Source organism: Psychroserpens sp., assembly GCF_034670085.1.
Lineage (GTDB): Bacteria > Bacteroidota > Bacteroidia > Flavobacteriales > Flavobacteriaceae > Psychroserpens.
Genome location: NZ_JAXMOD010000006.1, coordinates 161182 through 176642 on the forward strand (window position 1 = coordinate 161182; position 15461 = coordinate 176642).

The 15461-nt window shown below is 33.5% G+C and carries 10 protein-coding genes; 2 read left to right on the forward strand and 8 right to left on the reverse strand.

All coding sequences use genetic code 11. From position 1 onward, the window contains the following. Nucleotide 1: 1 nt before the first annotated feature. From VOI25_RS11525 to VOI25_RS11545, 5 genes are all read right to left on the reverse strand, one after another. On the reverse strand, nucleotides 2-3364 hold the full coding sequence (locus tag VOI25_RS11525; RefSeq protein WP_323789229.1) for a DUF3427 domain-containing protein: 3363 nt from the start codon (nucleotides 3362-3364) through the stop codon (nucleotides 2-4). Then, the gene (locus VOI25_RS11530) at nucleotides 3348-3755 is read right to left on the reverse strand and encodes a (deoxy)nucleoside triphosphate pyrophosphohydrolase (protein ID WP_323789230.1); all 408 of its coding nucleotides are present in this window, start codon (nucleotides 3753-3755) and stop codon (nucleotides 3348-3350) included. Before VOI25_RS11530 ends, VOI25_RS11525 begins: the two co-directional genes overlap by 17 nt. Nucleotides 3756-3766: 11 nt before the next feature. Beyond that, nucleotides 3767-6619 (reverse strand): DNA polymerase I, encoded by a 2853-nt coding sequence (polA, locus tag VOI25_RS11535; protein WP_323789231.1) that lies wholly within the window; start codon nucleotides 6617-6619, stop codon nucleotides 3767-3769. A 152-nt stretch (nucleotides 6620-6771) separates the two neighbouring features. Beyond that, on the reverse strand, nucleotides 6772-8139 hold the full coding sequence (locus tag VOI25_RS11540; RefSeq protein ID WP_323789232.1) for a PQQ-dependent sugar dehydrogenase: 1368 nt from the start codon (nucleotides 8137-8139) through the stop codon (nucleotides 6772-6774). Between the two features lie 88 nt (nucleotides 8140-8227). Beyond that, nucleotides 8228-10993 carry a hypothetical protein gene (locus tag VOI25_RS11545; protein WP_323789233.1) on the reverse strand — a complete coding sequence of 922 codons (2766 nt, stop codon included), beginning with the start codon at nucleotides 10991-10993 and terminating at the stop codon, nucleotides 8228-8230. 240 nt (nucleotides 10994-11233) lie between these two features. Between VOI25_RS11545 and VOI25_RS11550 the strand changes: the two genes are divergently transcribed. Both VOI25_RS11550 and VOI25_RS11555 read left to right on the forward strand, forming a co-directional pair. Then, nucleotides 11234-12163, forward strand: a complete 930-nt coding sequence (locus VOI25_RS11550) for an isoaspartyl peptidase/L-asparaginase (protein WP_323789234.1) — start codon at nucleotides 11234-11236, stop codon at nucleotides 12161-12163. After that, on the forward strand, nucleotides 12163-12993 hold the full coding sequence (locus VOI25_RS11555) for a GNAT family N-acetyltransferase (protein ID WP_323789235.1): 831 nt from the start codon (nucleotides 12163-12165) through the stop codon (nucleotides 12991-12993). The genes VOI25_RS11550 and VOI25_RS11555 overlap by 1 nt, the downstream gene beginning before the upstream one ends. Before the next feature lie 20 nt (nucleotides 12994-13013). Here the strand turns inward: VOI25_RS11555 and VOI25_RS11560 are convergent, their stop codons facing one another. The 3 genes from VOI25_RS11560 to VOI25_RS11570 are packed head-to-tail and all read right to left on the reverse strand — an operon-like array spanning nucleotide 13014 to nucleotide 15354. After that, a complete protein-coding gene (locus VOI25_RS11560; protein ID WP_323789236.1) occupies nucleotides 13014-14141 on the reverse strand; it encodes an HTTM domain-containing protein in 1128 nt (375 codons plus the stop codon). Continuing rightward, nucleotides 14107-14451, reverse strand: a complete 345-nt coding sequence (locus VOI25_RS11565) for a hypothetical protein (protein ID WP_323789237.1) — start codon at nucleotides 14449-14451, stop codon at nucleotides 14107-14109. The genes VOI25_RS11560 and VOI25_RS11565 overlap by 35 nt, the downstream gene beginning before the upstream one ends. A gap of 42 nt (nucleotides 14452-14493) precedes the next feature. Next, on the reverse strand, nucleotides 14494-15354 hold the full coding sequence (locus VOI25_RS11570; RefSeq protein WP_323789238.1) for a cyanophycinase: 861 nt from the start codon (nucleotides 15352-15354) through the stop codon (nucleotides 14494-14496). Nucleotides 15355-15461: the final 107 nt, after the last annotated feature.

Here is a 15461-nt window from a genome sequence, read left to right on the forward strand (position 1 = left end):
ATTAATCTAAAACTTTTACAAACTCACCAATTATTCTCATTTCTTTACTGTTTTCTTCATCAATGATTAAATTTTTAAAACTATCATCATAGGAATTTGGCTTTAATACAATTGAATTATGTTGCCAGCCTTCTTCTGTAATTGTTTTCTCACTTGAATATGTTTTAACTGTAAAAGCTGAGTTAAAATCTGGGTCGAAAGAATCTCTATTTTCTATTAGTAGAATTTTTCCATTACGAGAACCTATTACATTCTTTTTGAAAATGCAGATTGAGTTATTTGGAATGGATTTATTCATAGATTCTCCAATTACTCTGCAAGCGAAATAATCATCTGATGTATATCTTTCAGGAACAGATGTTAATTTATATTCTTTTTCATCTTGCATTTCACTAAAACTACCAGCAGCTGCGTAAAAATCGTATAAAGGAATTCTGAATTTAGATGTTTCTTCAACTTTTTCTGTTAACAGTATTTCAGACTTCAGATTTTTTTGAGGTAATTTTTCTCTATTAACGGCAGTTATATAATTATATAAATCATCTTTTACAGGTTGTTCTAATTTAAATTTAAAATGAACAACTGGTTGTCCAGATTCAGGCATTTCTGCTTGTTGAATAGAATCTTTAATAATTGATGCATCTCCCATGTAATAAAAATCAGTTCCTTCTGCATCTTCCTTTTTCACGAATAATAATATACGTTTGGAATCTATTACATTTTTAATTTCTGGACTAGATAGTTTCCTATTTGACCTTGATTCCCATGCAAAAATTGATGGAGAAACAAAGTAATCATTATACTTAATTGTATCTTCAATATCATCAGATTTATGATAGGTTACAAAACAAGGAGTGACTTCATTTCTTGTTCGATAACCGTAAACAGTACTACTAATGTCATTTTCCCAATTCAATAATCTGCAAACATCTTTACGACTATATTTATTAAAAAGTAGAAGTCCATTTTTATAATAATTTTTATCATAATTATTATTGAAAGTGTAAATGGAGTAATTTATAGAATCTAGAAAGAATTCCTTAAAAGTTTCGTTAGAAAGAACCTTTTTAAATTCATCATGAAATTTAAAAATATTATCTTCTAGAAACATGATTTTTTCTTCCTTTCGAATAAAGCTAAAGTTGATATTTGAGATACAAGATTCAATAGTTTCTATAGTAGGTTTATATTCATATTTTTCAAAAATTATTTTATTGAGTTCTGAAATATTTAATTCATGATTAATAAGTAATTCTTTTAAGATTAAACTTTCTTCTATCCTTTTAGCATTGTTTATTTCTTTAGAAAAAAATTCTAATAACTCAGAGAGTTTTTTGTTTAGAGTTTTATCAAATGAATTATCAACTTTGTTGATGAAATTGAAATGAGATTTTGAATACGCAACAAATGAAAATGGTTCTCTAGCTCCATTTTTAACAAAATCCATCATCATTGGAGTGCGTCCAATTCTACTTTTTAAATTATTATAATCAAGCTTTAAATCAGTAAGCAATTGCATGTTTGTAGAATCAATTGAAGCAAATATTCTTTCTTTGGTTATTTCATCGAAATTGATAGTAGATTCTCCAGGAATCATACTGCTGCCTTCAGAAATCAACTTTCTTATTTTATCCTTATTAAAGGACGTATCTCCATATAAAGCTATGGGTATTAAGTAGTTATTTTTATAGTTGCCAATAAAATCAATGATAGTTAAGTAATATTTGCCATCAGTTTTTCTTAATCCTCGTCCTAGTTGTTGAATAAAAATTATAGCTGATTGCGTTGGACGAATCATTATAACCTGATTAATTTTAGGAATATCTATTCCTTCATTAAAAATGTCAACAGTAAATATATAATCTAATTTTATTGATAAATCATCACTTTCTAATAGTTTAATGGCCTTTGTTCTATCATCTTCAGAACTATCTCCAGTTAAAGCAACTGTTTTAAACCCTCTTAGGTTGAAACTATCTGATAATTCTTTTGCTTCATCCTTTCTAGAGCAAAAAATTAAACCCCTTGTTATTCCATTATCAGAACCATAAAACTCAATTTTAGAAATAATCTTCCTTACTCTTTCTTCAGCTGTCAAAAGTCTAAAATCAGAGTCTTTCTCAAGTATTTCGTCATTAACGGATAAATCTGTAACACCATAATAGTGAAACGGAATAAGCATGTCTTCTTCCATCGCTTTATTCAGTCTGATTTCATAAGCTATGTTATGGTCAAACAAACCGTAAATATCTTTATCATCTGTTCTGTCAGGTGTTGCAGTCATTCCAAGAAGAAATCTTGGATTGAAATATTCTAATAATTTTATATAGGAATTTGCTCCTGAACGATGTGATTCATCAATAATTATATAGTCGAAAAAATTATTTTCAAATTGTTCTAAGTGATTAGATTTTGATATAGTTTGTATTGTGCAGAAAACAAAGTCTTTATCTAATTCTCTTTTTTGACCAGAGTATAATCCCAATGTTTTAGACTTTCCAAATATAGTTTGAAAAGTCTCCATTGCTTTTTCTGCTATATTTCGTCTATGTACAACAAATAATAGTTTTTTAGGATTAAAAGCTCTGGCATCAAACGCAGCTAAATATGTTTTCCCAGTTCCTGTTGCAGAAATTATTAAAGCCTTATCGTTCTCTTTTCTTAAAAATTCTAGATTCTCTAATGCTTCTTTTTGCATAGAATTTGGAGTTATTTCTAAACTTAAATCTTTAGAAAACTCTTCTTCACTTTTTTTATAAACTAGAAATTGTTTTTTATAGACTTCTTCATATTTTTTAATATAAGTTTCATTTACAGTTTCACCTATTTCAAAATCATCTTGAAACTCATTAATTACTTTATCTACTATGGAACTTGAGTTTCTTGCAGAAACCTTCATATTCCATTCTTTATTTGTAGATAATGCAGAGGAAGTTAAATTACTGCTTCCAATAACCAAATTGTAATAATCAGAATATTTAAAAATGTAACCTTTAGAATGTGAGTTTTCTTTAGTTACTATTTTTAATTCTATGTTTTTAAATTGTGAAAGCCTTTTTAAAGCTTCAGGTTGGGTAAAGTTTAAATATTGAGAAACAAGAATTTTCCCTTTCACACCTTTTTCCTCTAGGCTTTTAAAAGTATTTATTAAAGCTGCAACACCACTTGTTGTAACAAATGCAACAGATATAAAAAAACTATCGCAATTTTCTAATTCTTTAATAATTGTTGATAGAACTTTCTTTCTTGGAATTTTTCTATTTACTAGTAATTCCGGTTGATATAGAATATCAGAGTCCAAGGACTTGTCAATGAATCCGGTTAGTAAACTATTTTTAAAATTATCGTTAAACGATTTCTCCATTCTCAATTAATCTATTTACTATTGGAATATCTGCTTCTGCCCAATCTAGTTTATTTAAGTTTTTTATTGTCAACCATTCACAAGAAATGTGTTCATTTAATTCTATGTCCTTTGTTTCAGAATAGCATTTAAAACTATGCATTGTTAATTCAAAATCTGGATATTGATGGACAACAGTTAAAAACAATTCATCTATTTTATTTGGAGTGAAATTTAATTCTTCAATTAATTCTCTTTTTAAAGCTTCTTTTCTTGATTCTCCCTTTTCAATTTTTCCTCCAGGAAATTCAAATTTTTCTGAAATATAACTTAGCTTGTTTTTAGGTCTTTGAACACAGAGAATTTCATTTCCGAAATTTATTATTGCAGCGACAACCTCAATTTTTTTCATCTAAATACGATTTAATGCGCCTCCAACCAATTATCGCCAATATCTAAATCGACATCTAAAGGCACATCGAGTGTATATGCATTTTCCATTTCAGTTTTGATGAGTGTTTTCATCGCTTCGAGTTCTGGTTTGTACACATCAAATACCAATTCATCATGCACTTGCAAGAGCATTTTCGATTTGTAGTTGCCTTCTTGGAGTTTATCATAAATCTTAATCATGGCCACTTTAATGATATCTGCTGCAGATCCTTGAATTGGCGCATTGACTGCATTTCGCTCTGCAGCACCACGAACGACAGTATTACGTGAATTGATATCTTTTAAATAACGACGTCGACCTAAAACGGTTTGCACATAACCATGGTCTCTGGCAAAATCGACTTGCTCACTCATATACGCACGTAATTTCGGATAGGTTTCATAATAGGTGTCAATGAGTTCTTTGGCTTCACCACGTGATAAATCGGTTTGATTGCTCAAGCCAAACGCAGAGACGCCATAAATGATTCCGAAGTTGACGGTTTTGGCATTACCACGTTGCTCACGAGTGACGTCAGCCAACGGCACACCAAACACTCTTGAAGCGGTTGACGCGTGAATATCTTCACCGTTTTTAAAGGCTTCAATCATGGTTTCTTCTTGACTTAAAGCGGCAATAATTCGTAATTCTATTTGCGAGTAATCGGCAGCCAATAAGGTGTAGTCATTATTTCTAGGAACGAATGCTTTTCTAACTTGTCGACCACGTTCTGTACGAATTGGAATGTTCTGTAAATTCGGATTATTACTACTCAATCGTCCTGTTGCAGCAACGGTTTGCATATAATCAGTGTGAACTCTTCCAGTACTTTCTTCTACTTGTAAAGGTAAGGCATCAACATAGGTGCTTTTTAGTTTTGCGAGTCCACGATACTCCAAAATATTTCGAATAATCTCATGGTCTTTTGCTAAATACGATAAGATATCTTCACCAGTTGCGTATTGACCTGTTTTCGTCTTTTTTGGCTTGTCAACTAATTTTAGTTTTTCAAATAAAATGATACCTAACTGTTTTGGTGAAGCTATATTAAATTCTTCACCTGCAGCGTCGTAAATGCTTTTTTCAAGCGTAGCGATGTCAGTATTTAAGTCTTCAGAAAGTGAATTTAAAAACGCTGTATCGAGATTAATCCCTTCCAATTCCATCGCAGCTAACACACGTAATAACGGAATTTCAATCTCATCAAATAATTTTTGCGTATTGGCTTCGACTAATTCTTTTTCGAAATGTTCTTTTAACTGTAAGGTAATATCTGCATCTTCTACAGCGTATTCCGTTTGCTTTTCTAACGGAACCTCACGCATCGATAATTGATTCTTCCCTTTTTTACCAATCAAATCGACGATAGAAATTGGTGTGTAATTGAGATAGGTTTCAGCGAGCACATCCATATTATGTCGCATATCTGGATTAATCAAATAATGCGCTAACATGGTGTCAAAGAGCTTGCCTTTCACTTCAATATTATATTTTGCTAAGACCTTGATATCGTATTTTAAATTCTGACCAATTTTTTCAATCTGTTCGTTTTCAAAAAACGGCCTAAAGACTTCAATTAAGTCTTGCGCTTCGTTTTTATCCTCTGGAAAAGGTACATAAAAACCTTTGCCAGTTTCCCATGAAAATGAAATGCCGACGAGTTCAGCTGTCAACGGATTAAGTCCAGTAGTTTCCGTATCAAAGCATACCGACGATTGATTCATGAGGTTTTTCACGAATAATTTGGTCGCCATTCCTGAGGCAATACTTTGGTAGAAATGTGAGGTTGTTTCGGCAGTTTTTCTTGTGTTGCTTGGTATCGCTTCCGCGGAATTGTCTTCTGCTCCAAACAAGCTAAATTGTCCAGCTCCAGCAGATTTAACTTCCTTTGGTGTTGCTTTTGTTTCCGTTTTCTCTGAAGGATTTTCGGTAGAAGTTTGTGTCTGAGTTGCAGTAACTTCTGCAGAAAACGTTTTTACGAAGTTATCGGTTAATCGTCTAAATTCTAATTGCGTGAAGATGTCTTTTACTTTTTCGACATCAGGATGATCGAGCTCAAAATCTTTCGCATTAAATGTTACAGGAACATCAAGCATTATAGTTGCCAATTGTTTCGAGAGGATGCCTAGTTCTTTATTCGCTTCAATTTTTTCTTTCATTTTTCCTTTGAGCTCATGGGTATTGGCTAACAAGTTTTCCATGCTTCCATAAGCGGCTAAAAATTTCTTGGCTGTTTTTTCACCAACACCAGGAAGTCCCGGAATATTATCTGATGAATCTCCCATCATTCCAAGAAAGTCAATGACTTGCATTGGATCTGTCACTTCAAATTTCTTTTGTACTTCAGGAATGCCCCAAGTTTCATAACCACCACCAAAGACTGGTCGATACATGAAAATATTTTCGGTCACTAACTGCGCAAAATCTTTATCAGGAGTTACCATATAGGTTTTATAACCTTCTTTTTCCGCTTGACGGGAAAGTGTTCCAATAACATCATCAGCTTCAAAGCCTACTTTTTCAATTATAGGAATATGCATGGCCTTTAATATCTCATGGATATAAGGCACAGCAGTTTTAATGCCTTCAGGTGTTTCATCACGATTGGCTTTGTATGCTTCAAACATTTCCACACGATCCACACTTCCGCCATTATCAAAACAAACCGCCAAATGATCTGGTCGTTCACGTTTGATAACATCTAATAAGGAGTTCATAAAACCCATGATGGCTGACGTATCTTCGCCTTTGGAATTGATTCTTGGATTCTTTATAAATGCATAATAGCCACGGAAAATAAGGGCATAAGCATCAACTAGAAATAAGCGTTTTTGATCTGACATAGTAGTAATCTAATTTGAAAATGAATGTCACCTTGAGCGCAGTCGAAAGGTCTTTTTACAAAAACGATAGTTCTCCACAACACTCGAACAGACAAGAAACTCAAAGCTACGAAAAGTTATGCTTTTGATAGGAAGATTTAAAAATTCAATTTCTATTTAATGATGATTTTTTTGTAAACCGATGTCATTGAATTATTGATTTTAATAAAATAGAGTCCAGAGTTCAGTACATTCGCATTAATTTCTGTAGAACGTCCATGTATGGAATCCTTAAAAACGGAATTACCATCCATTGAAATAATCTCAATTGTATAATTTAAATCACTTAGTTCATTAGTTTGAAGTGTAAAAATTCCATTTGAAGGATTTGGAAACAAGTTAAATGTTTGGTCGATAATGTCATCGAGTCCTAGAAAATCATCATTTTGTAACTCAATGATTTTATCATCGTCAGCATTTGGTGTGCCAGCAAAATCTCTATTGGTTGTACAAATAAAAATTCGTCCATCTGGTATAACTAGGACATCTCTTATTCGACCTAATGTATTTACTAAATAGCTATTTTCTTCAATGATAGAATTACCATCAGCACTCAATTTTAATTGGATGAGTTTTCGATCTTTTAGAACTGCTAGCAATAATGAATTTTGCCATTCAGGAATCGATGGATGATTAAAATAATCCATTCCGCAAGGTGCAATCGCAGGTGTCCATGTCCAAATGGGTTCTGCAACATTTTCACTATTACAAAATGCAGTTTCAGAAGCCAAATCACAATAACCTTCTACATTTGGCCAGCCGTAATTTCTATTTTCCTCAATGATATTAATTTCATCATCTATAGACGTTCCATGTTCTGAGCTGTAAAGTTTACCATTTCCAAAACATAAACCTTGAGGATTTCTATGACCAAAAGACCAGATGTAACTTCCAGAAATCGGATTGTCTGATGGAATAGAACCATCAAGATTCAACCGAAGTATATTTCCATTTAATGTATTTAAATCTTGTGCTGAAGCAGTATTTGTATAGCCATCACCAATGCTTATAAATAATTTGTCATTGTCAATCAACATTCGTGATCCATTATGCGAGACACTTCCTGGAATATTATCGATAATTGTTAAAGGGCTCGAGAGTGTATTACTATTAATGCCATAGGTATAGCGTACCAATTTGGATGTTGTTGTCGTATTTGTATAATGTACAAATAGATAAGGTATTGATGGAAAATCAGGATGTAATACGATAGAATGCATGCCTGCGCTAAACCCAAAAACTTGAACATCAGGAACTGTATAAATTAACTCCTGTACATCTGTATCTGGATGGACACGACTTATTCTTCCAGAAAGTTCTGTGAACCAAATCCAACCATCATTGCTATAGACCATATCCCAAGGAACATCGAGATTTGTTGCAATAACACGTTCTGTAATTAAGGTATTATTTAATTGAATTTGAGAAAATCCAGAATAATAGGTTAGGATAATTCCGATAATACAGATTATTTTTTTCATTTTCACAAGTTTGTTTAAAAGTAATAAATAATCGTGAACTATTGAGAAACTAGCCCTTGGTAAGATTAAGAATAGAGTGTAATAAAATCTAACGGATTTGTTCAATTTCAAAATAAGATCGTTCAGGAAGTGATGAAACACTAACAGATTGTCCAGGGTTTAATTCTAATTCTATATAATCGTTTACATTTAAATACATGACACTGCTTACACTTTGTGTAATAATGAATTCTTCGTAATTAAAAGTCAAGGTTCGTCTGACAAAACTTCCATTAACTGTAATGTCAAAAACGAAAATTTCAGAAAAATCCTCATCAGTACTGCCAGAGTATTGACCGCTAATTCTATAATAACCAGCAGTTGAAACCACAAATCGATCTGTTGTGGTGTTAAAGTTAGAGTTAAGATCAAAGTCAACAGTATTGAAATTTAATTTACTAGGACTAGATACATTTTGACCTACTTGCATTGTTATTCTTGCTAATGCTAAAGTAGGTGTTGTATTATCCTGCCAACTAGCAGAGCCAGCTCCATCTGTAGTTAACACTTGTCCACTTGTTCCATCTGTTAATGGCATGTTGTACGCATCATTAATATTCATTAAGCCACTTTTAAAAATGGTAAGAGCGTTACTTCGTAAAGCACTTGTTGTTCCATTACCAATGACAAAAAGTTTGTCAGCTGAATTAAAAGCTCCAGTGGCGACTGGTGTATAATTTGTGGCATATGTACCCATTACTGTTTCTGCAAAAGAAGGTGCGGTATTAAATGACCCAGAAACATAAGCGTAAGAACCAGATGCTATTGTACCCACTCCAAAAGAGGTTGAAGAACTTCCAGAAGCCGTAGTAAGTTGACCAAACGTAGTAGAATTACTTCCAGTTGCATTTGTATCTACTCCAAAAGAGGTTGAAGAATTTCCAGAAGCTACAGTGCCACTTCCAAAAGCTGTAGAAGTGGTTCCAGATGCTGTTGTATTTGCGCCAAATCCAATAGACCAAAGGCCTAAGTTAGTATTATTCCATTGACTTCCAGAAACTCCACCAGCCCTAAAAGCTGCTTTGTTTGGGTTGAAAAACATTCGTGTTCCACTACCAGTAATTTCTGTGTCTATGGTATTTCCACTTCCTAAAGTGCCAGTAACTAAAAACCCATCGTCTCCATTTATTCTAACTGAACCTGCATCTGCAAAAATATTTTTTCCTAGTCCTGCACCTCCTTCATCATAAGCGCCATCAAGTGTGTTTTGAGTATCGCCATCACCAACACTATCTTGAAAAGTGATATTGCCTGCTCCATCAGTTGTTAATACTTGATTATTAGCGCCATCTGAGGTTGGTAAAGTGTAAGCTTCATTGATAATGACACGTCCATCTTTCCAGACTTCAAAGGCATTACTTCTAGAAACTGTTGTTGTAGAATTTCCTATTACAAACGCACGATCGGCTATATTAAAGGCATTTGCATTTGCGGGTGCATAGGTAGTTGGATACGAACCAATAGCCATTTCAGTATAAGAAAAAGCTTCAGAAAACCTTCCAAAAGAAGCCGAAAATCGACCACTTGCAGTAGAGTAGGAATTAGCAGAAAATGATGCTTCACCTTCCGCAGATGTATTATAATTTGAAGCAAATGAGTAGTTGCCTACATTGGTATTATTCCATGCACCACCTATGGCATAACCTGCTCTAAATGCAGCTTTTTTTGGATTGAAAAACAAACGTGTTCCACTTCCAGTTAGTGTAAGGTCAGCTCCACTGCCAAAAGTTCCAGTAATTTCAAAACCGTCTTCACCACTTATACTAACAGCGCCATCAGAAGCAATTATATCTCGACCAGCTCCAGCACCACCTTCATTATAAGCCTGATTCAAGGTGTTTTGGGTATCGCCATCGCCTATTGGATTTTGGAAACTAAGATTTCCTGCACCATCAGTAACAATAGCTTGTCCATTAGTGCCATCAGTTAAAGGCAAATTATATTCTTCATTAATGTTAATAAGACCGCTTTTGTAAATAGTTAAGGCATTACTTCTAGCTAAAGTTCCAGTACCATTACCTACTGTAAAAACGCGTTCAGTGGGCACGAAAGTCCAATTATTAGGAACTGAATATGTTGTAGGAAAGAGTCCAATGGTAAATTCTCCCCAAGAAGGTGCCTCACTATGTATTCCAAAGGTTGTACTTCCTACACCAGATGCAATTGAGTTTAAGCCACCTGAAAATGAGTACAATCCTGATGCTAATGTTGCTGACCCTGTTGCAAAAGATCGAGCTCCAGACGCTTGAGTGTCATAATTTGTTGCAAATGAAACTGCTCCAATGCGAGATGAATCCCATTTATTACTCAAAACTTGACCACTTCTAAAGGCACCAGTTCTAGGATTGAAGAACATGCGTACACCTGCTCCAGTTACTTCAGTATCAATCGAATTTCCAGAATTAAAGGCACCAGTAACTAGTAAACCGTCCGTTCCATTAATTCTTAAAGCACCATTAGAGGCATCAATATTTTTTCCTGCTCCTAGACCACCTTCATCATAAGCTTGGTCTAAGGTGTTTTGTGTTCCTATAACCGTAACCCAAGTCGTAATAGCATTATCCCAATAGTAAAACCCTTTTGTTGGTGTTCCATTGCCTGTTACAAAAACCATCATCCCATCTTGGCTAGCTCCAGGATTTGTAACAGGAAAATCATCAATTCGAGGAATTAAAATACCATCAGTATTGCTTGGTGTAGCCACATTGTTTGCTGTGATATCTAAACTAGCTTGAGGGTTTGTGTTCCCAATGCCAACTTGTGCAGAGGCATTAATAAATAGGACAAAGGCTATAAAAATGAACAACTGTTTCATCTCTTAGTTTTTTTAATTATTCGTTTGTTTTTTGTGCTATTAATTTTTAGGGAATAGTATAAAGCTAGTAGTATTTACAATCCATAGCCATTTATAAAAGTGAAGTGATATTTTCTTTAAGTAAATCATTGGTTATCTTAAGTAAATGAAATCAGCTAATCTGCCACATTAAAATTATTATTTGACATCTTTAACTAAATTGATAAGCAATTTGTAATTTTCAAGCATAAATAAAAACGGATGAAAAAATTTTCGATTGCCATACATGGAGGAGCAGGAACCTTAGTAAAAGGTATGATGACTACAGAGTTAGAAGCTCAATATAGAGCCGATTTAAAATTAGCTCTTGATCAAGGATATGCTAGGTTAAATTCTGGTGGAACAGCAATTGAAGCTGTAGAGGTAGCTGTGCAGGTTTTGGAAGATTCTCCATTGTTTAATGCAGGAAAAGGTTCTGTTTTTACAGCAACTGAATCTCATGAAATGGATGCAAGTATTATGGATGGAAAGACCTTAAATGCAGGCGCAGTAAGTTTAATTACTGGAATTAAAAACCCTGTAAGTTTGGCTCGAGATGTGATGGAAAAAAGTGAACATGTGTTTTTGGCTGGAGAAGGTGCGATGCAGTTCGCCAAAGAATTAGATTATATTTTGGAAAACGATTCGTATTTCTATGATGAATTTCGTCATAAGCAATGGTTAGACATCAAGGATACGGACAGTTTTCAGTTAGATCATTCAACTAAAAAAGACTCAAAATTTGGAACAGTAGGAGCAGTTGCTTGTGACCAAAATGGAAATATTGCAGCTGCAACATCAACGGGTGGAATGACGAATAAAAAATGGGGACGTGTTGGTGATTCTCCTATGGTAGGAGCAGGAAATTATGCCAATAATAAAACCTGTGCAATTTCCTGTACTGGAAGTGGTGAGTTTTTTATTCGAGGTGTTGTCGCTTATGATGTCGCTTGTTTAATGGAACATAAAGGGTTGAGTTTGAAGGCTGCTTCTGAAGAAGTGATTCATAAACGCATTTTAGAAATTGGTGGTGATGGCGGATTGATTGCTGTTGATTCTGATGGTAATATTGCAATGCCTTTTAATACGGAAGGCATGTATCGTGCGAGTAAAACTTCGGAAGGAGACGAAGAAATTTCTATATATAAATAATGATGGTTAAGCATTTAGGACATACAGATTTCAATACGATAATGGCAAGTTTTCTGTCTGCGTTTGAAAATTATTTTGTCAAAATGCCTACAGATTATAACTTTTATAAACAACGTTGGAAAGCTGCTAAAGTAGATTTTAACTTATCGTATGGCATGTTTGATGGTGACGAATTAGTTGGATTTATAATTCATGCTATTGACGACCGTCATGGTGAACGTATCGCTTTCAACACAGGTACTGGAGTGATTCCTAAATACAGAGGTCAAAAAATAGTGAAGTCGATTTATGACTATGCTATTTCAGATTTAAAACGCAATGGTATTACAAAAAGTGTGCTTGAAGTGATTATCGAAAACGAAAAAGCTATAAAAGCGTATGAAGGCGTTGGTTTTAAAATTTGTAAGACGTTTAGTTGTTTTGGAGGTGAATTAATAGCAGGAGAAAGTCAAGTAGAAGTCCAAAAAATAGCATATAATGAGGTGTCTTGGGAGCAAATACCTAATCAAGACAAATATTCTTGGGACTTTCATTATAGGTGTTTAAAGGACGGAAATTCTAACTATTATAATGTTTATAGCAATTCTATTTTGGAATCCTTTTTTTCGATTAATTCTGAAAACGGAACTATTAATCAACTCGAAGTTTTAAACAATCAAAACGGAAATTGGGAACGATTACTTCAGGCTATTCAGTCGATTTCAACACAGGTTAGAATTATTAATGTTGATGATAGTCTAGTTTCTAAACGATTGGCTATAGAAAACGCTGGTCTAAAAAACACGGTTAATCAGTATGAAATGGAATTACAATTAGGAAATGAATCTTGATATTTAAGTAACAGAAATCTCTATTGATCACTTTTTTTTCTAAACCAATTAAATGGCAAAAAATATAAAATAACACTCCAGACGAAAATCACATTCAAAACAAATAAGGCGGTTCTGTGATTATAGAGTAAAATATATATAGCCATATCTATAAACAGCAATAGAACGAAAAAGTTAGGCGTATATAATAAAATGTCCTTTAAAGCATCATGATTATAAAGTGTTTTGTTCGTTGTTTTGAGGCTTAACCACCGTGAGTTTTCAGAAGATAAAGGCGACCAGACTTGTTTCTGATCTCGATCTAAAAATTTAAAGAATCGTTTTAAAGTCTCTAACGATTGTGATTTGTAATTCACGATCAATTGCGCTTTCGGAATACTTAAAAAGGCTAATAATACCAGTGCTAACGATTCTAAAAAATGACCAAACCTAAAAGCAGTAAGCGTAAACAAAGAGGTGTGAAAAATAATAATAAACCAAAGTGTTAAGTGTCTTGTCCTTTTAAATAAAATTAATACAGCTATGGCAAATTCAGTAAACATGGCGATATAAGACAATAGTTTTGCTAAAAGCAACTCAGGTAATAACTCAGAAACATACAAATACACGGCATTATGTCTTGCAGTTCCTAACCAGGTATCCATAAAGGCACCTGACCACCAATCGGGTTCTAAAAATTTATTTATTGATGCGCCAAAATAGACTAAGCTTAATTGTAATATTAATAGATAAGGAGGTTCTTTATCATTTGTCAATCCAGCCAAAAAAAGGGCACAACCGCAAATAAAGGTGTGATTAGCAAATAAAGGTAATGATCCTAGCATGTTTAAGATGACTACCAAGCCTATTGTAATACTAGCAGTACGGACTTTAATATTAAAAATTAAAGCAAAGGCACTTAGAACATAAAGTGTTCTTAAAGTATATTTAAAAACATATGGATAGTCATTAAACCCATCTAATGCAGCAATAAAAGGAACAAAAGGGTCTTCTATATCAGTAATGATGTGATGTGCTGTCATCAATATGACCAATAATTTGCACATTAATAATACGTTTGGATGCAGCTTTGTGCCTTCAAACTGAAAGGGTCTTAATAAGAATGCTGTTGTATTATTCATGTTTAAACCTCCACTCTTTTTCTTCATGACCATTTATAGAATAAACCATAAGTACTTGTGCATTATCAGCTTTACCAAAAGTGCTTTCGTATCGTGAAATCAATAAGAAAATATTATCAATTGATCGTTGTTCCCAACCCTTCATTTTGTATCTGTAACGTGCTTCTGTAGCTTTTGGAGTGAGTGTTTTTCCATCTATAGTTACAAAAACCTCAAAATTCACATGCGTATCATAAGGTGCCCAACAAAAAAAACGTTCTGGAATAAAACGAGCGTAAACCATCGATCCCACTTGAAGCAAGATAAAAAGTAGTCCTATAAAAAATCTAGTTTTCATAAGCTTCGAATCTACGAGTAATTGAAATAATTATCAAAAAAATTAGATGAAAGGTGCTTCAATAGCGAGCACTTTAACTTTTTTCTTATCGATGTGGAAGCGATCTCCATTTGATAAAATATGTGTGCGCATATTTGTCAATGACATCGGAGTGCCTTGTTTAAGTATTTTATGGTTGTTGTGTTTTATACGTCTTCCATCAAAAATAATAACCATTCCAGAGCCAATAACTCTACACGTGTTATTTTTAATAATCATACCAGTGTCTTCTGCCAGTCCAATACCAATTAATTCAGGAAATTGAGCTACAGCTTCGGAAATTCTCCCAAAACGACCACGTTTTATAAAATGCGTATCGATTATTAAACCAGGAATTAAGCTTAAGCCATTGTACATGTTTACTGCACCTTTAATAAATGATTCTGTAGCGCTTCCACCAGCAATCATTTCTTGAGACATCATCATAGCACCTGCACTTGTTCCAGCAACAACAAAACCTTTTTCATTTTTGTAACGGTACTTTATAATCTCATGAATTTCTGTGCCACCAATTTTATCTGTAATTTTAGATTGGTCACCTCCTGAAAACATAAGACAATTTGCAGACTTTATTAAATCTATAGCCTCTTGTTGTTCCGAATCTTTTTTGCTTCTAATATCTAAAACACTCACATTTTTACAGCCTAAAGTTGAGAAGGCTTCTAAGTAATTTTTTCCAACTTCCACAGGTATACTTGATGCTGTTGGGATAACAACAATTTTAGCATCTGTTCCTCCTGCTTCTCTAACCACATGATACAGAATACCTTCATCAATAAACTCTAAAGTATATTGTTCATTATCTTCTATTCCCTTGTCTTCATTTCCACCAATAGGGATTAGTGTTCCTTTATTCTTCAGCATATAAATCTTTCTCTAGTTTAAATATAGGCCAAAAATAAACTAAATTTTCTATTGAAAAATGTTATATTTATAATCTTTCACATTAACTAACTGAAAAATAAAAACAC